17 protein-coding genes and 1 tRNA gene are annotated in these 17,208 nt (G+C 49.6%); 8 read left to right on the top strand and 10 right to left on the bottom strand.

Translation table 11 applies throughout. From position 1 onward, the window contains the following. Positions 1–10: 10 nt before the first annotated feature. Together ACZ5ZZ_RS08070 and ACZ5ZZ_RS08065 are read right to left on the bottom strand one after the other, a co-directional pair. Positions 11–1,735, bottom strand: coding sequence for a sensor histidine kinase (locus ACZ5ZZ_RS08070; RefSeq protein WP_464142194.1), 1,725 nt, complete (start codon positions 1,733–1,735; stop codon positions 11–13). Between the two features lie 144 nt (positions 1,736–1,879). Further along, positions 1,880–1,955 (bottom strand) — tRNA-Gly (locus ACZ5ZZ_RS08065). A 68-nt stretch (positions 1,956–2,023) separates the two neighbouring features. Here ACZ5ZZ_RS08065 and ACZ5ZZ_RS08060 point away from each other — a divergent pair. Together ACZ5ZZ_RS08060 and ACZ5ZZ_RS08055 are read left to right on the top strand one after the other, a co-directional pair. After that, on the top strand, positions 2,024–2,170 hold the full coding sequence (locus ACZ5ZZ_RS08060) for a hypothetical protein (RefSeq protein WP_464142192.1): 147 nt from the start codon (positions 2,024–2,026) through the stop codon (positions 2,168–2,170). A gap of 91 nt (positions 2,171–2,261) precedes the next feature. Continuing rightward, entirely contained in the window at positions 2,262–2,705 is a 444-nt protein-coding gene (locus ACZ5ZZ_RS08055) for a hypothetical protein (RefSeq protein WP_464134987.1), read from the top strand. Here ACZ5ZZ_RS08055 and ACZ5ZZ_RS08050 read toward each other — a convergent pair. The 6 genes from ACZ5ZZ_RS08050 to ACZ5ZZ_RS08025 all read right to left on the bottom strand — a co-directional run bounded on the left by ACZ5ZZ_RS08050 (position 2,702) and on the right by ACZ5ZZ_RS08025 (position 8,107). Next, entirely contained in the window at positions 2,702–3,778 is a 1,077-nt protein-coding gene (locus tag ACZ5ZZ_RS08050; protein WP_464142190.1) for an ABC transporter permease, read from the bottom strand. The two genes, ACZ5ZZ_RS08055 and ACZ5ZZ_RS08050, sit on opposite strands and share 4 nt — an antisense overlap. Next, complete coding sequence (locus ACZ5ZZ_RS08045; RefSeq protein ID WP_464142188.1) at positions 3,775–4,881, bottom strand: ABC transporter permease; 1,107 nt, start codon at positions 4,879–4,881, stop codon at positions 3,775–3,777. The genes ACZ5ZZ_RS08050 and ACZ5ZZ_RS08045 overlap by 4 nt, the downstream gene beginning before the upstream one ends. After that, positions 4,878–5,618, bottom strand: coding sequence for an ABC transporter ATP-binding protein (locus ACZ5ZZ_RS08040; protein WP_464142186.1), 741 nt, complete (start codon positions 5,616–5,618; stop codon positions 4,878–4,880). The genes ACZ5ZZ_RS08045 and ACZ5ZZ_RS08040 overlap by 4 nt, the downstream gene beginning before the upstream one ends. Continuing rightward, positions 5,615–6,376, bottom strand: a complete 762-nt coding sequence (locus ACZ5ZZ_RS08035; RefSeq protein ID WP_464134977.1) for an ABC transporter ATP-binding protein — start codon at positions 6,374–6,376, stop codon at positions 5,615–5,617. The genes ACZ5ZZ_RS08040 and ACZ5ZZ_RS08035 overlap by 4 nt, the downstream gene beginning before the upstream one ends. Next, the gene (locus ACZ5ZZ_RS08030; protein ID WP_464134976.1) at positions 6,358–7,092 is read right to left on the bottom strand and encodes an efflux RND transporter periplasmic adaptor subunit; all 735 of its coding nucleotides are present in this window, start codon (positions 7,090–7,092) and stop codon (positions 6,358–6,360) included. Before ACZ5ZZ_RS08030 ends, ACZ5ZZ_RS08035 begins: the two co-directional genes overlap by 19 nt. Before the next feature lie 118 nt (positions 7,093–7,210). Beyond that, positions 7,211–8,107 (bottom strand): hypothetical protein, encoded by an 897-nt coding sequence (locus ACZ5ZZ_RS08025; protein WP_464134973.1) that lies wholly within the window; start codon positions 8,105–8,107, stop codon positions 7,211–7,213. A 201-nt stretch (positions 8,108–8,308) separates the two neighbouring features. Here ACZ5ZZ_RS08025 and ACZ5ZZ_RS08020 point away from each other — a divergent pair, with 201 nt between their 5' ends. Genes ACZ5ZZ_RS08020 through ACZ5ZZ_RS07995 form a run of 6 tightly spaced genes read left to right on the top strand, consistent with a single transcriptional unit; the run spans position 8,309 to position 15,011 of the window. Next, entirely contained in the window at positions 8,309–9,982 is a 1,674-nt protein-coding gene (locus ACZ5ZZ_RS08020; RefSeq protein WP_464142184.1) for a HAMP domain-containing methyl-accepting chemotaxis protein, read from the top strand. A 41-nt stretch (positions 9,983–10,023) separates the two neighbouring features. After that, the gene (gene rffA / locus ACZ5ZZ_RS08015; RefSeq protein ID WP_464142182.1) at positions 10,024–11,163 is read left to right on the top strand and encodes a dTDP-4-amino-4,6-dideoxygalactose transaminase; all 1,140 of its coding nucleotides are present in this window, start codon (positions 10,024–10,026) and stop codon (positions 11,161–11,163) included. Further along, positions 11,160–12,047, top strand: coding sequence for a glucose-1-phosphate thymidylyltransferase RfbA (rfbA, locus tag ACZ5ZZ_RS08010; RefSeq protein ID WP_464121057.1), 888 nt, complete (start codon positions 11,160–11,162; stop codon positions 12,045–12,047). The genes rffA and rfbA overlap by 4 nt, the downstream gene beginning before the upstream one ends. After that, on the top strand, positions 12,044–13,030 hold the full coding sequence (gene rfbB / locus ACZ5ZZ_RS08005; protein ID WP_464121056.1) for a dTDP-glucose 4,6-dehydratase: 987 nt from the start codon (positions 12,044–12,046) through the stop codon (positions 13,028–13,030). Before rfbA ends, rfbB begins: the two co-directional genes overlap by 4 nt. Beyond that, positions 13,018–14,178 carry a glycosyltransferase family 4 protein gene (locus ACZ5ZZ_RS08000; protein ID WP_464142180.1) on the top strand — a complete coding sequence of 387 codons (1,161 nt, stop codon included), beginning with the start codon at positions 13,018–13,020 and terminating at the stop codon, positions 14,176–14,178. The genes rfbB and ACZ5ZZ_RS08000 overlap by 13 nt, the downstream gene beginning before the upstream one ends. A gap of 2 nt (positions 14,179–14,180) precedes the next feature. Then, complete coding sequence (locus tag ACZ5ZZ_RS07995) at positions 14,181–15,011, top strand: glycosyltransferase family 17 protein (protein WP_464134965.1); 831 nt, start codon at positions 14,181–14,183, stop codon at positions 15,009–15,011. A gap of 10 nt (positions 15,012–15,021) precedes the next feature. On the opposite strand, the gene feoB is transcribed toward ACZ5ZZ_RS07995, so the two are convergent. Then, entirely contained in the window at positions 15,022–16,938 is a 1,917-nt protein-coding gene (gene feoB / locus ACZ5ZZ_RS07990) for a ferrous iron transporter B (RefSeq protein WP_464142178.1), read from the bottom strand. Beyond that, positions 16,914–17,144: a FeoA family protein gene (locus ACZ5ZZ_RS07985; protein ID WP_464121052.1), complete on the bottom strand. Its 231-nt coding sequence runs from the start codon at positions 17,142–17,144 to the stop codon at positions 16,914–16,916. The genes feoB and ACZ5ZZ_RS07985 overlap by 25 nt, the downstream gene beginning before the upstream one ends. Positions 17,145–17,208 lie beyond the last annotated feature (64 nt).

Here is a 17,208-nt window from a genome sequence, read left to right as displayed (position 1 = left end):
CGCCCTCGAGTTAACTTTTCTGATCCGCAGGAAAAATCACCGTCACCTTACCTCCCCAGGTCTTGCGTGAAGAAAACTCCAGACGGCCCTGATGAAGACGCACAAACTGATTCACCAAAAACAAGCCCAGACCATAACCTTCCGCCGAAGTGGTTTGACCTGATGGCTTGCTGCCGGCATGGCTTAGAATTTTCTGCATTCTTTCCGCATCAAACCCGGGCCCCTGATCGATAACACTCAGATGAACCTCGCCGTTTAGAATCTCTGAATTGACTTCAATCACCGAGGACCTGGGGGAATGTTTGATGGAATTACTAATGATATTTCTTAAAATCGCCTCGAACATTTTTAAATCCACATGAACCACGGTTTCATCGCGCAGAGAATTGCCGGCGACCGTAAGATCTTTTTCGTTCAGGGCCGGCTTCACCTGTCCTATGGCGGACTTTACCAAATCCGAAATCTTTGTCGGTTCTTTGCAGATCTCATAAAAGTCCCCCTTGGTGGCGGTCCAAAGAAGAATATTACGCACCAAATCCATTGAGGATCTGGCAGTTTCAGCCAGCAAATCCCAATCCTGTTCGCGACGGTGGGCCACCAACAAAGACATACCTGACAAATTCCCCAATAGGTCATGGGACAGCAGGGACATCAGACGCTGATTAACCTGGGTTGTGACTTTTAAATCTGTGACCTCATTAAAGACGATCAGATGCCCGGGCCCCGCAGGAAGAACCTCCCCTAAGGGCTGACAGGTCACTTCAAAATATCTGCCCTTAGCTGTGGCGGCACTTTCATCCGTTCGCAGCTCCAGCGAAACATCCACGGGCTTCTGGTTCAAGGGAGGAATGCCCTTCATCAAAGACGCGGGTAAAACCTCTTTCAGCAGAGCCCCGACACTGGCTATGGACAGATCAAAAAGTTCGGCAGCACGGGTGTTGAACAATGCCACCCGCTGTTCGGAGTCCACCAGCAACACTGGGATTGGCAAAGCCTCAAACAGACGATGACTGCGCTGAGACAAACGTTTTACAACCTGTTGCCGTCGCAGAATATAGTAAAAGGCAAAAGCAGACACAATCTGAGTCAAGATGGGCATCCCCAAGAATCTAAAACGCGGCAAAAACAAAAGACCCGACACATCAGCCACAATATACAAAGACAGCGAAAACAACATCAGACGAGAATAGAGAGCTTTATTTCTTCCAGCCTGACGGACTCCGCGACTGCAGATAGAAATCACAAAGCCCAAGAGAACATAGGAATACAACACATGAAGCTGCCCCAGCCATCCCAGCCTCCAGCGAATTGCCGCAATACCAAAGGATTCAAACGGCTGCACATCGGTCATGACCAACCGATGACCTTGTGGAATCAAACACGCAGCGATGATCAGCAAAGGAATAACAAAGAACCAGCCAATGCCTCTTGTTGAGGGAGCCTTCTGAGGCTCGCGAAAAAGTTCTTTGGCAAACCAAAGCCACAGCGCTGGCAACGGAGTGATAAAGACAAACCGCAGGCGGGCAAAAACTTCTTTGGTTTCAACAGTGACACTGAAGACCATCAGAAGGTTCATGATCAACCAGCCGATGTACATAGCCATGATGGCCATATAGATCTTCACCGCAATATTCTGACGATACTCCAAGCAGGCCCCGGCAAAGAACACACACAGCATGGCCCCAAAAAAATAAGCCATCATCAGAATCTGGGCATTAAAAGCAGAATTTTCCAAATTAACTCCAAAGAAGCTAATTTTCCGAACCCTAATCACGATAGTCAATCAACGGAGATTTGTAGAGTTTTGAAAAGAAAAAACCCCTATGATTTCTCACAGGGGTTTTGATTTTTTGCTTCAATATTTTCTAGGTAGAAAATTTGGAGCGGGAGACGGGGCTCAAACCCGCGACCTTCGCCTTGGCAAGGCGACGCTCTATCAACTGAGCTACTCCCGCAGTCTCGTTTCGAGAGAACCAAAATTACAGTTGCCTCACCCTATTGTCAACGGGTAAAAATCAAAAAAATGAAGACTTTATTGTACGGACGCATCAAAAAATGGGTGATTTTTGCTCTTATAGGCTGTTCTGCTTATTTTGCAGGCTATATTTGGGGGCAAAGCCAAAAACAAAAGCCTCCGACTCCAATTCCGGTTCTGACAAACCCTCAATAATGCCTACCCAATCGTCATCTAGGTTAACTGATTAAAACATGACTCGCCCCCGAAAAGGCCCCATGAACTAACTTTAGTTTAAGGAGACCGCATGAAAGCGTTTTGGGGAATCATCTTTTGCCTGTTTGCCACAAACTCGGCTCATGCCGCCTTGTTTTCACAACTCCAGGGAGCCTACCAGGTTCTGGGTTGCGAGAATCTGGGGGCCACACCGCACACTTCGGTTTGCCAATTTGCTCAAGTCACCCTCCGCAGTGAAGCCTTCTTCACCACGATCACCTTTATGGACGACGGATCGCAAGAGCACAACACCCTAACCCTGACCCTTCCCGGCAGCTTGAAAGATCAACCAACGGCCCGCTATTGCGAAAAAGGCGACTTCTTTGGGTTCTATAGTAACGAGGGCCGACTGGGGGGCCAGGTGGTGATCCTGCGACGACTTAAAAATGGTCTTTACCACCTCTCTGTCCATCTGCGCTCGGATCTTACGAAAACTCTGGACGTGATTGAGGTCGACCTGGACAAGCTCCCCTAAGACAGCGTGGTCTTAAAGCGATTCCAACTGACTGTGATCGCCAACAGAGCCATGGCAGACAAAATCAGAATATTAAAAACGATCAGACGCCCATCTCCCCCTTTAAGCATTATGTTGCGCAAAAGTTCGATAAAATAAGTCAGCGGATTGATGTAAGAAAACACCCGCAAGACCCACGGCATATTTTCAACAGGAAACACCATCCCCGACAGTAGCACTGAAGGAAACAGATATAAAAATCCCCCCATCATTGACTGCTGCTGAGTTCGGGCAATGGTTGATATAAACAATCCAATCCCCACTGTGCAGCAAACAAAGACAAAGGCCGACAAAAGCAACAACCACAAACTGCCGCGCAAAGGCATTCCAAACAGCACCATCGCCACACCGACAATCAAGGGCACATTGCTCATCCCCAGCAGAACAAAAGGAACTGTTTTTCCCAGAATTACTTCCTCGGGCTTTACCGGAGCCGAGATCAAAGTCTCAAAGGTTCCCAATTCTTTTTCACGAGTGATCGACATACTGGTTAATAAAATCGTGATCAGACACACCAGCATACTCATCACCCCAGGAACCAAAAATAACGATGTACGCATGGCGGGATTGTATAAAACCCGCACATCAAAACGCAAAGGTTGATTGAATTCATAAAGGGATCTGACGATGGCGGAAAAGTATCTTTCAATCCCCTGCGCCCGTGTGACATTGGTCGCATTGATCAGAAGTTGAAGCTCCCCCTGCCCCCGTCCGACAAGGGCATCCAATCCACCTGCGGGCGCCACCATGACGGCATCCGCTTCATCCTTTTGAATCTGCAAAAAAGGATCGTTGGATGTCGTTGTTGCCGGAGCAAACCAGCCCGATGCCAGAGCTTTACGATGAATCTGATGCAGACTTGTATCACCCGGAGCCCCCACCACACTTAAGCGGATATTCTTGGCCTCGGTGGAAAGCGCCACACCGAAGATCGTCAGTTGCACACAGGGAGCCAGAAAAAGCAATATCCGCATCCGCGGATCGCGCAAAGTCTGGCGAAACTCCTTAAGCACAAACCCCCACAGTGTTCTCATGGCTCCACATCCTTTTTAAACTTCCGGGTCGCCAAGCCAATCATCAGGAAGAACAAAAGACACATCGCCAGAAAACTGGGCAGGACACTTTGCAGACTGGCCCCTTTTAAAAACAGATCCCGGCTTAAAGAAATAAACCAGCGCGCCGGCAATAACATGGTCAGATAATAAAAAAACCGCGGCATGTGCTCGACCGGAAAAATAAATCCCGACAAAAGGATCGTCGGCAGAAGACCAGACAGCATCGCCATCTGCATACTGAGCTGCTGCTTGCGCGTCACAACTGAAATCAACAACCCCTGCGCCAGATAGGTCGAAAGAAAAATCAAACACGAAATTAGATACACCACAAAATTCCCCCGAAAGGGCACCGCAAAAACAATCTGCGACATCAGAAACACAAAAAACACCGCCACAAGCCCCATCACCGAGTACGGCAACAGTTTACCCAGAATGATTTCCACGGGCCGCACCGGGGTTGACAGCAAAAGTTCCATCGAGCCGTTTTCCCATTCCCGGGCCACCGTCAGCGCCGTTAGTAGAATCGACAGGATGGCAATGATGGCCGCGGCAAGTCCGGGAACCACGAACCACCGGCTGTTGAGTTCGGAGTTAAAAAGAAAGCGCGAGCGAATCACAATAGGCTCCCGAAAAGGCCCCAACTTATCCGTCAGAACTTTTTGCTGTATCCCCCCAAGATAGCCCAAAATTGAGCCCGCAGAAGAATTGTCGGTTCCATCAATCAGGATTTGCACAGAACTTTCCGATCCGGGTCTCAAATCTTCGACATATTGCGGGGGGATCAACAAGGCGGCATGCGCCCGCCCCTCATCCAAAGCCTGCAGCCCCTCGGCGGGACTGTGCACGGGAAGTAACTGAAAATACGACGAACTGGCAAAGCTCCTCTGCAGTTGCCGTGAGCCCTGCGATTTACTGCTATCAAAGACAGCCAACGAGATGTGGTTCATATTAAATTCAATCGCATAGCCAAAAAAGATCACCATAATCACCGGCATACCCAGGGCCAGCGCCAAAGTGAACGGATCGCGGATAATATGGAACACCTCTTTCTTTGCAATCGCCTGCACGGAACGAAGTCTCATCTTCCCTCCACCTGCTCAATAAAGACGTCCTCCAAACTGATCTGATCCGGATCTTTGTCAGGAAAGCTGTTTCTTTTTAATGCTGCCGGAGAATCCAGAGCAATCAACTCTCCAGAGCGCATCAGGGCAATACGCCCACACTGTTCAGCTTCATCCATGTAGTGAGTTGTCACAAAAACCGTTTTACCTTCACTGGCCAGACTGTCGATCAACTTCCAAAACCGCTGACGAAAAGCCGGACTGACTCCCGCCGTGGGTTCATCCAGAAAAACGATCTCGGGATCGTGCAGCACTGCCGCCACCAGACTGACCTGCTGTTTGATCCCCCCCGGAAGATCCCGAACCAATGTGCCTTCCGAAGATCTAAAACGAATCATCTCCAGCAGTTTTTCTTTTTGCCGTTGAAACAGCCTGGGGTCCATCTTGCGCAAGGACGATGTGAAATCCAGATTTTCCTTCACGGTCAAGTCATCATACAAAGTGAATTTTTGCGACATATAACCGACCTTTTTCTTCACCTCAAAGGACTGGGTCAGCACATCCAGTCCACACACAAAAGCCTGCCCCGCACTTGGAAGAAGAAGACCGCACAACACCCGGATCGTCGTTGTCTTCCCCGCCCCATTGGCCCCTAAAAAGCCAAAGACCTCCCCTTTTTTTACAGAAAAAGAAAGCCCACTGACGGCAAAGAAGTCACCAAACTGAACCGACAGATCGCGAACCTCCACGGTATTCATGGGGTGTCCTCCAAAGCATCGTACTGCAGAAATATCTGATCAAAACTTTTGCAATTTTCTTGCTTCAACAACGAATGAGGCTCGCCCTCCAGCAAAGTTTTACCATTAAACAGCAGATGCACCTTTTGACACTTGAGGGCCTCATCCATGTAAGAGGTTGTCACTATAATCAGCAACCCCTCGGACCTCTGCAATTCATACAGAAGCTGCCAAAAATCCCGACGACTGAGTGGATCCACTCCATTGGTCGGTTCATCCAAAAGCAGGACCTTGGGTGATGCCAGTAAAGAGCAGATCAATCCCAGCTTTTTATACATGCCTCCGGAAAGCTGCGAAGCCAGTCGATCTGTGAATTCTTCCAGACGCGCCATTTGCAACAAGGCCTTGCGGCGCTGATCATAGATGCGGTCTGAAAGCTGATACAATGTGCGAAAGAATTCCAGATGCTCATGAATGCTCAGCTCCGGGTACAGGCTTTGTGTCTGAGGCATGTAAGCGATGCTCTGGCGAATCTCTGTCAGGGGAATCTCTGTCCCCTGAAGCAAATACTGAAGGCGACCCCTATCGGCGCGCAACAACCCAATCAGATGTCGAAGCAAGGTGGTTTTGCCAGCACCCTCGGGACCAATAATCCCGTGAATCAGTCCTGGCTCGAAAGACATATCCACCCCGTGCAAAGCTTGGGTCCGTCGCAGTTTTTTGTATAGCCCTGAGACCTGCAGGGAAACGCCTGAGGCTGTCATCGGTCTTTTTGCCATTCCAAAGTCATTCCAGGCTTCAAAATGCCGTCTGGATTATTAAAACGAACTTTAACAGCATAGACCAGACGTGTCCGCTCCTGGCGGGTTTGTACGTTCTTAGGGGTGAACTCGGCTTCGGGATTAACGTAGCTCACTGTGCCGGGGAATTTTTTGTTATTTATTTCCGGAAGTGTTGCTTCAATTTTTTGCTCCAGCTTCAACGAGGCGATTTCATCGTGAGGAAGATAGAAATAAGAATAGACCTCCTCCAGATCACCGATGGTCAAAAGCTTTGATCCAGGCCCCACCATTTCACCGGGCTCAAAGTAAGTGTTCAGCACCGTTCCTTTTAACGGCGTCGCCACCGAGCACCAGCCCTTGCGGGTTTCAATATCGTCCTTCTTGTTCTTTATTTGGTCGTAACTTTCCTGTGCGATACTGCCGCTGCGATAAAGCTGTGCAGCCCGATCAAAGTTTCGCTTCGCCAGGTCGTACCCCAGCTTGATCTCCTCGCAAGTCAGCCGAACCAGCATCTGATCCTTTTGTACGGTCTGACCTTCTTTCACCAAAAAGGCCTCGATCACAGATGAAACCCTAGCTGGAATGTCCACCTTGGTGACTTCCACCGTTCCGGCATAAGAAAAAGAACTTTTAAAAAGAAAGACTTTAGCCAGATAGGCCAGAAGCAAAACCACCAGAATAACAATCAGAGGCAGAATCTTCTTTTTGGACATCCCTCAAGCCTAGCCCCAAGGATGATAAAGGCAAATTTGATACGATGAGACTTGAAGAAAAACAAAAAGCCGGGATCTCCCGGCTTTTTGCAGAATTGCTTATGATATTTCCCGGCAATTAATTGCCCGGAGCAAACCAGCAGCGTGGACGCGCACCTACAGCATCGCGTGGAGTGTAGCAAGAACCGGCTTTGTAGTCAGAGTTGCTCAGCTTTTCACTTTCTTTAGCAACACACAAGCTGCCTGCGAAGTAAGTGTCCAAACGGCACTGAGTCGCAGGATGTCTGTCATCTGTGCGAGTCACTTCTTTTTTATCTGGAGTGCCAAATGTTGGTGGAGTTGTTTCTTTACGCAAAGCCTGGAAAAGGTTTGCGACAGACTGACCCGCCAAGGAAGTTCTCAAGCAGATCAGACGATCTTGCTCTTCCGGGAATTGAGCCGTACATGCCGCCTCAGCCACTGGATCCAACTCAAGGTCTTTCAGGATCGCGGCATTGTCGTCTTCAGCAAAGAAGCGACGAAGACATTTCAAGCCTGCGAAATAGTCAGAGCCACCTTCATTTGTCGCCCATGCGCCACCAAACCAGCTTTGCATTTTTGGTGCACCACCATTGTGATGACCATACTCATGACAAATAACCAAGGCGAAACCTTCAACAGTTGTCGCCGGGTGACGAGCCAAACCACCGTACATGTTCACAACCTGCGTATTGCCTGATCTTTGAGCAGACGCATTCACAGTTCCGTCATTCCAAAGACGGTTGATTTTCAAACGATCACCCATTGCTTCCACGTCTTTAGCGTAAAGCCTCTCCATACGATCGATGACCTGGTTAAATTGTTGTTCTGTGATACCGCCCACAGTGAATAGACCCACTGGAATGTTCAGATTGTTTTCTGGTACAAAGCCAGCGCACAGTTCACTTACTTCCTTGGTAGCTGTTTGGTTCGTGAAGCCTACAGTTGCAACCAATGCAACAACGGCTAACGCACGACGTAGTGTCGTATTTGTCATGACTTTCCCCTCCTTGAGTCTAGACGTATGAAAAATCGTATCAACATGATGCGGACAAACTCAAATATTTTAAATATGTTATGATGCACCACACCTTGGTCGAGCATTAACATTACAACCCTCATCTTTGATTAAAGATCCGCAATGCATGTGTCGAAAAGAAAGAATCAATAGATCTTCCATGATTGAAGGAGCCCATTCATGAATTCCATTACGACCTGGTTCCGCGGCTTACGCGGACGTCTGCTTTTCTCTGCCACACTTCCAGTTGTTGCTTTTGCCATTCTTACGGGGATTGCATGGAAGTCGATGAACAATCTTGGCGGCATGCTGACTGACGCTTACACCAATGTCGTCCCAAACATGGATGCGCTTGGACAGATCGGGATGCAACGCGCACGCATTGGCTACTTTATCTGGGCCGCCTTGGCCAACGATGAAGATCCCAAGTCACGCGAGAACTTCATCAAAAGAGCCCGCGGCGCCTTTGATGAATTTAAAAAGTATGAGGCTGTTTACTCCAGCACCAGCTTCACTCCAGAAGAAGAAAAGAATTATGCTAAAGCCAAAGAGATCCAGAGCAAGTTCTATGCATTGACAGATCAGATGATCTATCTGCTGGAGGCAAACACTACTGAAGCCAACAAACAAGTTCATAAGGCTATGAATGGTGGCGAATGGCATATCATGGCCATCACCTATCAGGACATGATTGCTGCCAACATGAAAATTTACCGCGAGGTTTCGGCGGCCAATGATAAGCTTCAACAAGAATCTCGTGCGCACGAAGTCCAGCTTTTGTGGCTGATTTCTGCATTCTGTTCTTTCCTGGTGTTTGGTATTCTTATGTGGATTGCCTACCGCGTTTCCAACACTGTGGGTTCTATCGCCACGGGTCTTTCTGAGGCGGGCCAGCAGGTTTCCAGTGCGATCACTCAGTTGACAGCGGCAGGCCAGACTCTGTCTCAATCCTCCACAGAAGCTGCTGCTTCTTTGGAAGAAACCGTGGCGTCCCTTGAAGAGATGTCCTCTATGGTTCAAATGAACTCTGATAATGCCAAACAAGCGGCGGCCCTGTCCCAGTCTTCCAAAGACGCTGCCGAACAAGGTCAGTCTGAAATTCAGCTTTTGATCACTTCCATGAACGACATTTCCCATTCTTCCAAAAAGATTGAGGAAATCATCAGCGTCATCGACGATATCGCCTTCCAGACCAACCTGCTGGCTCTGAATGCAGCTGTTGAGGCGGCTCGGGCCGGTGAACAAGGAAAAGGCTTTGCCGTGGTCGCCGAGGCCGTTCGCGCCCTGGCTCAACGCTCCGCATCCGCAGCCAAAGACATCAACACGCTTATCAAAGACAGCGTGGAAAAAGTCGATCGAGGTTCTCAGATCGCAGACCGCTCGGGCGATGTCCTGAACACAATTGTGAACTCGGTTAAAAAGGTCTCTGACCTGAACAATGAAATCGCAGCGGCCAGCTCCGAGCAGACCACCGGAATTCAGCAGATCTCCAAAGCCATGAATCAGTTAGACCAGGGCTCTCAGGCCAATGCGGCCTCCTCTGAAGAAATCGCGGCTTCTTCTGAAGAAATCAGCGCTCAAGCCCTTCAGATGCAATCCATGGTGGTCAACTTGAACGAGGTTATTGCTGGAGCCCATGCCCACAGTGAACCTCCCAAAGTCACACCGAAAAGCCAAAAATCCACCCCAACAGCGACCCCGAAAGCGGCCGCCCCTAAAAAAGTGATTCCTTTCCCGAAACAGCCGGCTAAAGCCCCAGCTCCAAAAGTGGAAAAAAAGCCACAGAGCAGCGCCGTTATCCCGTTCGATGAAGACGAAGGACGCGGCAAAGTCGGAACCACTGACGGCTTTTAAAGATTTGCTCCCACAACGGCCTTCAGCTAGTATGTGGGAGCATGAAAATACCCTTTAATATCCCACCTCGAAGTTCCAACGAGGAAAACTATATTTCTCAAGCCATCGCCGCGAAAAAACTCAGCGGCGAAGGTCAGTTCAACAAAAAGTGCGCTGAGTGGCTGAATAAAAACATCCCAACTCTGATGACGGTGATCACTCCCTCCTGCACTTCCGCCCTTGAAATGGCGATGGTGTTGGCGGACCTTTCTCCGGGAGATGAAGTCATCCTGCCCTCTTTCACATTCACCTCCACGGCCAATGTCGTTGCCCTGTATGGCGCCACACCCGTGTTTGTTGATATCGATCCCAAGACAATGAATATTGATGTTGATGCCATTGAAAAAGCGATCACGCCGAAAACCAAGGTGATCATGCCCGTTCACTATGCTGGTGTGGGTTGCGAGATGGATCGCATCATGGATCTGGCTAACAAACACAATATCTGGGTTGTGGAAGACGCGGCTCAGGGAATCTTTGCTTCTTACAAAGGCAAGAACCTGGGAGCCTGGGGCCACATGGCAGCCTTCAGCTTCCATGAAACCAAAAATATCGTCTGCGGTGAAGGGGGAGCTTTAACCATCAACGATCCCCGTCTGTTGGCACGTGCAGAGATAGTGCGTGACAAAGGAACCAACCGTCAGCAGTTCTTAAACGGCCAAGTTGATAAGTACACTTGGCAGGACAAAGGATCTTCCTATCTGCTGTCAGAACTGGCCGCAGCCTTCTTGTATGCACAGCTTGAGGACGGCGAAAAGATCACAAAAAAACGCCTGACGATCTGGAATAAGTACTATCAAAACCTCGCTGACCTGGAAAAAGCCGGAAAACTTCAGCGCATGACGGTCCCGGGTGAAGCCCACCCCAATGCGCACATTTTCTATATGTTGCTGCCAACCGCACAAATCCGTCAGAATCTGTGGTCTTACCTGAAAGAACGCGGCATTCAGTCCACATTCCACTATGTGCCACTGCACTCGGCTCCGGCAGGATTGAAGTATGGCCGCGTAGCGGGTTCCCTTGCTGTGACTGAGGATCAGGCTGCGCGCCTTTTGCGCCTGCCGATGTACGCTGATCTGTCTGCGGAAGACGCACAGACCGTTTTGGACGAAGTTCATAATTTCTTTAAGGAGACCCGATGAAAGGCATTATCCTTGCCGGCGGAGCTGGCTCCCGTCTTTACCCAATGACCCGGGTGATGACCAAGCAGCTTCAATCAGTTTACGACAAACCCATGATTTATTACCCCCTGAGTATTCTGATGCTGGGGGGGATCAAGGACATTCTGCTGATCACTACTCCGGACGATCAGCCGTTGTTCAAGCGTTTGTTGGGCGACGGCTCCCAATTCGGAATCAAGCTTTCTTACAAAATCCAGGAAAAGCCCAACGGGCTTCCGGAAGCTTTCGTACTGGGTGAAGATTTCATCGGCAATGATGATGTCTGCCTGATGTTGGGGGATAATCTGTTCTATGGCGATCTGACCTTCTTCCGGGATGCGATTCAGGCACAGAAGAACAAAACCAATGGTCTGAATGGCCGTGTGTTTGCTTACTACGTTGCCGATCCATCGGCCTATGGCGTAGTTGAATTCGACAAGAACACCAAGAAAGTGAAGTCCATCGAGGAAAAACCCAAGGTTCCCAAATCCCATTATGCGATTCCGGGACTTTATCTTTTCGACAACACGGTTGCCAAACGCGCCAAGGCTTTAAAACCCTCCCCGCGTGGCGAAACAGAGATCGTCGATCTGATTTTGGCTTACCACAACGAAGGCACCCTGGGTGTTGAAATGATGTACCGGGGCCTGGCATGGCTGGACACAGGCACACCTCGCTCATTGCTGGATGCGGCCTCATTTATCGGCGCCATCGAAGAACGTCAGGGCATGAAAGTGGCCTGCCTGGAAGAAGTCGCTTACCGCATGAAATTCATCACTCTTGAGCAGCTTCAGTCCATAATGGCGGAGCTGCCAAAGTGCTCTTACCGCAGCTATCTTGAAAAAATTATCTCTGAGGAACTATGAGAAAGACTGTCATGCTGACCGGTTGTGCCGGTTTTATTGGATCTAACTTTGTAAAAACCGTAGCCTGCCGCGAGGCTATCAAGGCGGAATACGACTTTGTAATCGTGGATGCATTGACCTATGCCGGCCGCCTTTCCAATATCGAGGCAGAACTGCAAAACCACAACAACCTGACCTTCGTTCAAGCAGACATTCGTGACACACAAAAAATGCACGACCTGTTCACAAAGTACAATTTCACCGGGGTTTTAAATTTTGCAGCGGAATCCCATGTGGATCGCTCGATCGAAAATCCGAACATCTTTGTTGAAACTAATGTTCTGGGAACTTTGAATCTCTTAAAAGAAAGTCTGGCGGCTTTTGAAAAGAATCCGAACTTCCGCTATCTTCAGGTTTCCACGGACGAAGTCTACGGCACACTGACCATGGAAGATCCGGCCTTTACCGAAGAAACACCGATTGCCCCTAACAGCCCGTACAGCGCGTCGAAAGCCAGTGCGGACCTGATGTGCCGGGCCTTCTTTGAAACCTACAAACTGCCGGTGGTGATCACTCGTTGTTCCAACAACTATGGCCCCTTGCAAGTTGAGGAAAAATTCATCCCTTTGATGATCAAGCGTGCCTTGGCGAATGAAAAGCTGCCCATCTATGGCACAGGCATGAACATTCGCGACTGGATCTATGTGGATGACCACAACGAAGGCGTGTGGCTGGCCTTCACCAAAGGAAAATCCGGCGAAGTGTACAATCTGGGTGGAAACTCGGAAAGACAGAACCTGGATGTTGCCAAGATGATCCTAAAGCATCTGGGTAAGCCTGAATCTTTGCTCAGCTTCGTCACGGACCGCAAAGGCCACGACTTCCGCTATGCGATTAACTACTCCAAGGCCCAGCGCGAGCTGAATTGGAATCCCACAGTGCGCTTTGAGGAAGAAGGACTGGCAAAAACAATTGAGTACTTCAAAAATCTATGGGCGAAATAAAAGTCCTGCACTGTATCCAGTCCCTTTCCTGGGGGGGACTGGAAATCTATACAGCCGAGCTGATTCAAAAGCTTGCTGAAGCAGGCGTTGATCAGCGCGTGTTCTGCTCAGCCCACTCTCGCGTGGCCGAGGAGCTTCGTCATACCAACGTGGAACTGATCACCTTCCCGGAGAAAAAGCTTTCCAAACTGAAAGCGGCCGCGCTGATTCGAAAAATCTGCCGTGAACACAAGATCACACATCTGCACTCGCACACCCGCATAGACATGTGGTCCTGCGTGCTGTCGCGCTGGGCTTCGTCGCATCCGAAGCATATCTACAACCTGTACATGAACGCTCTTCCCAAAAAAGATCTGGTTCATCGCTGGCTTTTTTCCAAAGTCGATGCTTTATGCAGTTCCTCTGAATGGGTTCTGAGTGAGGCGCGCAAGAACTTCCCTATTGATCCGAAAAAACTGCGCCTGATGCGCTACGGACGCAAGACTGAGGACTATCACACAAATCCCGAACAACGGGAACAACTGCGTCTGAAAATGGGGCTTGGTAAAAGTGATCTGGTCTTTGGAACACTTTGCCGCATTGATGCCGGCAAAGGCGTGCGCGAACTGGTGGAGGCCCTGGATTATCTCAGTGATGAAGAAATCAAAAAGATTCACATGGTGATCGTGGGTGATCCGACAATTCTGGGGCGCACATCAGAAGGTCATCTGACCTATGAAACCCAGTCTATCGAGCTGGCGGACTGGATCACAAAAAAAGCCTCAGAGCCCCGCTTAAAAGGACACCTGCATCGCGTGCCCTTTCAAAAAAATTTCATCCCTTACATTGATATTCTGGATGTTTTTATCCTGGCCTCTTACAACGAGACCTATTCACTGAGCGTTCTGGATTCCATGCTGATGGAAAAACCTGTCATTGGAACAGATGCCGGAGGCACGACGGAACAAGTCGGTCAAAATGAGCGTGGTTTTCTGACAGCCCCCCGCAACGCCAAAAGTCTCAGCGAGGCCTTGCGATATTACATCCAGAACCCGGATCAGGTACCCCTGCAAGGCGCCAAGGCCTGTCAGTGGACCCTGGCGCAACATTCGTGGCAACAAACCCTTACCAAAACCCTGGCCTTGTATGATGAGCTGGGAAGGAATTAGTCGTGGCAAAAGTCTATGATTGTTTTTCGTTCTTCAATGAACTGGATCTTTTGGAAATTCGCCTGAATGAACTTAATGACGTTGTTGATGTTTTCGTTTTAGTCGAAGCCACCCGCACCTTTCAGAACAAACCTAAGGAATTGATCTTTGAAAAAAACAAAGAGCGTTTTGCCAGGTTTTTGCCGAAAATCCGCCATGTCGTCGTGGATAAATACCCGACCTTTTTCACCCGCTTTCGCCGCACCAAAACCTGGGATTTTGAGCGCAATCAAAGGGACTTTGTCAGTAAAGGTCTGACGGACTGCCAGCCGGACGATTTGATCTTACTGTCTGACGTGGATGAAATTCCACGCAAAGAAGCTATTGAAAAAGCCAAGTCGTTGCCTTACCTGAAGGTCTTCCGGCAGAAGATGTTCTATTACTATGTAAATTGTTTTGTGTACGACTATAACGAACCCATCGAATACTGTGCAGAGGGCTATATGCCATGGCATGGAAGCATTGCGGTTCATTATAAGGATTTCACGAACTTCGAAGATCTGCGCACGTCACGCAATCAGAAGAAAACCAAGCGCAGCTTCATCGAAAATGGGGGCTGGCACTATAGTTGGCTGGGCGGAGTGGATCGAGTTCTGCAAAAGCTGGACGCTTATTCTCACCAGGAGCACAACACCGAAGCCAACAGATCCCCGGAAAGAATTCGCCAATTGATTTCTTCCGGCGGTGATTTGTTCGGAACGGGTATTAAAACAAAAATCGTCGATCCTCTGGCGGACTGCCCGGACTATCTGCGCACTCACCTGCAGAACTATCCGGACTTTGTCCTAAAATAAGACGGAAAACCTAGGGGACTCCCAGAGCGCGGAGTCCTTGCACCACGGCCACAACGATCAAGTAAGCGCCGACGTTAAAGACCACCAACTGCATGATCGCAAACTTCCACGATCCCGATTCGCGGATCTGCACGCCCACTGTGGACATACACTGCAAAGCAATCAGGAAGAAGATCATCAAACCTATCACAGAGCTGACAGTGAAGATCTTTTCTCCGGCCGCATTGGTGGCCGTGCTCATTTGTGTCAGCAGGGCCTGTTGTTGAGTGTCCTCGTCTGTGTCCGTGATATTGAAAGTCACCGCCATGGACGAAACAAACACTTCACGGGCGGCAAAGGCTGAGATCAATCCCACACCCACACGCCAGTCCACACCCATAGGGGCCACCACAGGCTCGATGAACTTACCCATCTGACCCACATAGCTGTCTTCCAGCTTTTGATGAGCATCTTCTGTTTGGTAATTCGGGAAAGTTGTTCCCACCCAGATGATCACAGCGAAAGTGAAAATGATCGGCCCGGCACGTTTCACATAGGAAAGAGTTCGGGTCCAGGCCTGACGAAGAAGAACACGCACCTTCGGACGGCGATAAATCGGAAGCTCCATCATAAAGAAAGAAGGTTCTTTACGAGGGATGAACTTACTGACCACGCCAGCGGCAATCGCCCCCACAATGATGGATCCCAGGTAAAGAGACGCCATCGCAAGTCCAGCATAAAGAGCGGACTGTCCATGGAACAAAAACGCGATACACAAGGCATACACCGGCAAACGCGCCGAACAACTCATCAACGGGATCACAAAGGCCGTGATCAGCCGATCTTTGGTCGACGGGATATTACGGGTCGCAATGATCGCAGGCACCGCACAGGCAAACCCTGACAGCAATGGCACGAAAGATCGTCCACTCATTCCCAACGCCGAAAACGGACGATCAATCAAAGTGGCCGCTCGCGCCAGATAGCCGGTGCTTTCCAGAAGGCCGATAGCAATAAACAAAATGAAAATCTGGGGCACAAAAACCAAAAAGGCTGCAAAACTTGCCACCACACCGTTAGACAGGAAATCCGCCCACAAAGTGCCAGGCCCCAGTGCGGCGACCTGTTCACCCAAAGCTGTAAACCACCCATCAATGGCATCCATAAACGGTGTTGCCAGCCAGAAGACACTGGCAAACAAACCACCCATAATGAGAATGAAGAACGCAAATCCAAAAACCGGATGCAACAAGAAACGATCCATCTTTTCCGTCGTGGCCACAATACGATTCAAACGCTCTTGCGCATGATCCGTTTTATGTCGCAAAGCCTCTTGAGCAATACGCTCGCATTCCTTCAGTTTCTGTTCTTGCAGCTCAAAGCCCCAAGGAACCGGGCGCGACGGAGTTTGTGAGGAACCCAGCTTCTGAGCGGCCGCCACAATTTCACGAAGACCGCCAGCCAGCAAACCATCAAAAGCCATCACAGGACAGCCGAAGGTTTGACTTAGATAATCAAAATCAATCTCGACCCCTTCACGACGAAGCAGATCCGACATGGTGATCACCACCATCATCGGGAAGCCGGTTTCTTTCAGTTGCATCACCAGTTGCAGGTGGCGGGAAATTTGTGTCCCATCAACCACGACAATGATGCCATCGATTTTTTTCACTTTCGGATTTTCATAGATTGAACGCAACGTCACCCATTCATCGGCAGACTTTGGGTGCAGACTGTAGGTCCCAGGCGTATCCATCGCCAGCAGCCCCTCACCCAGATGAGGCGCCAGATGGCCGATAGAAAATTCCACCGTTGCCCCCGGATAGTTCACCGTCTTAAAGCGTGAGCCGGTCAACCAGTTGTACAGGGTTGTCTTACCGGAATTCGGTGCGCCCACCAGAGCTATGCATTTTTCTTGAACTGCTACTTCAACATCACTTGAGCGCATGCGGCTTCCTCACTTCTCAGGGCCAGAAAGCTGGTGTTAAAACGAATCAATAAAGGCCCCCCAAACGGGGCTTTACCCAAAACCGTGATCAGGGACCCCACTCGAAGCCCCATTTCATGCAAACGCTCACGCAAGACGTCCTCACCGGTAAATCCAGTGATCTCAACTCGTTGCCCGGTTTTGATCGCAGTATCGTGTAACTTCATACTTTCCTCTGTCTGTGTACCTCTTTGTTAAGAGCTTGCCGACCTAAAGGGAAGTCCTTTAACC

It is taken from the genome of Bdellovibrio sp. HM001 (assembly GCF_055397275.1).
This window is presented reverse-complemented; position numbering and strand designations above follow the sequence as displayed.

Coding starts and splice junctions, on each gene's coding strand:
- rfbA (WP_464121057.1), top strand. CDS start 11,160: ATGAAAGGCATTATCCTTGCCGGCGGAGCTGGCTCCCGTCTTTACCCA.
- ACZ5ZZ_RS08000 (WP_464142180.1), top strand. CDS start 13,018: ATGGGCGAAATAAAAGTCCTGCACTGTATCCAGTCCCTTTCCTGGGGG.
- ACZ5ZZ_RS08055 (WP_464134987.1), top strand. CDS start 2,262: ATGAAAGCGTTTTGGGGAATCATCTTTTGCCTGTTTGCCACAAACTCG.
- ACZ5ZZ_RS08060 (WP_464142192.1), top strand. CDS start 2,024: ATGAAGACTTTATTGTACGGACGCATCAAAAAATGGGTGATTTTTGCT.
- ACZ5ZZ_RS08045 (WP_464142188.1), bottom strand. CDS start 4,881: ATGAGACTTCGTTCCGTGCAGGCGATTGCAAAGAAAGAGGTGTTCCAT.
- ACZ5ZZ_RS08030 (WP_464134976.1), bottom strand. CDS start 7,092: ATGTCCAAAAAGAAGATTCTGCCTCTGATTGTTATTCTGGTGGTTTTG.
- ACZ5ZZ_RS08050 (WP_464142190.1), bottom strand. CDS start 3,778: ATGAGAACACTGTGGGGGTTTGTGCTTAAGGAGTTTCGCCAGACTTTG.
- feoB (WP_464142178.1), bottom strand. CDS start 16,938: ATGCGCTCAAGTGATGTTGAAGTAGCAGTTCAAGAAAAATGCATAGCT.
- ACZ5ZZ_RS08025 (WP_464134973.1), bottom strand. CDS start 8,107: ATGACAAATACGACACTACGTCGTGCGTTAGCCGTTGTTGCATTGGTT.
- rfbB (WP_464121056.1), top strand. CDS start 12,044: ATGAGAAAGACTGTCATGCTGACCGGTTGTGCCGGTTTTATTGGATCT.
- ACZ5ZZ_RS08020 (WP_464142184.1), top strand. CDS start 8,309: ATGAATTCCATTACGACCTGGTTCCGCGGCTTACGCGGACGTCTGCTT.
- ACZ5ZZ_RS07985 (WP_464121052.1), bottom strand. CDS start 17,144: ATGAAGTTACACGATACTGCGATCAAAACCGGGCAACGAGTTGAGATC.
- ACZ5ZZ_RS08040 (WP_464142186.1), bottom strand. CDS start 5,618: ATGAATACCGTGGAGGTTCGCGATCTGTCGGTTCAGTTTGGTGACTTC.
- rffA (WP_464142182.1), top strand. CDS start 10,024: ATGAAAATACCCTTTAATATCCCACCTCGAAGTTCCAACGAGGAAAAC.
- ACZ5ZZ_RS08035 (WP_464134977.1), bottom strand. CDS start 6,376: ATGGCAAAAAGACCGATGACAGCCTCAGGCGTTTCCCTGCAGGTCTCA.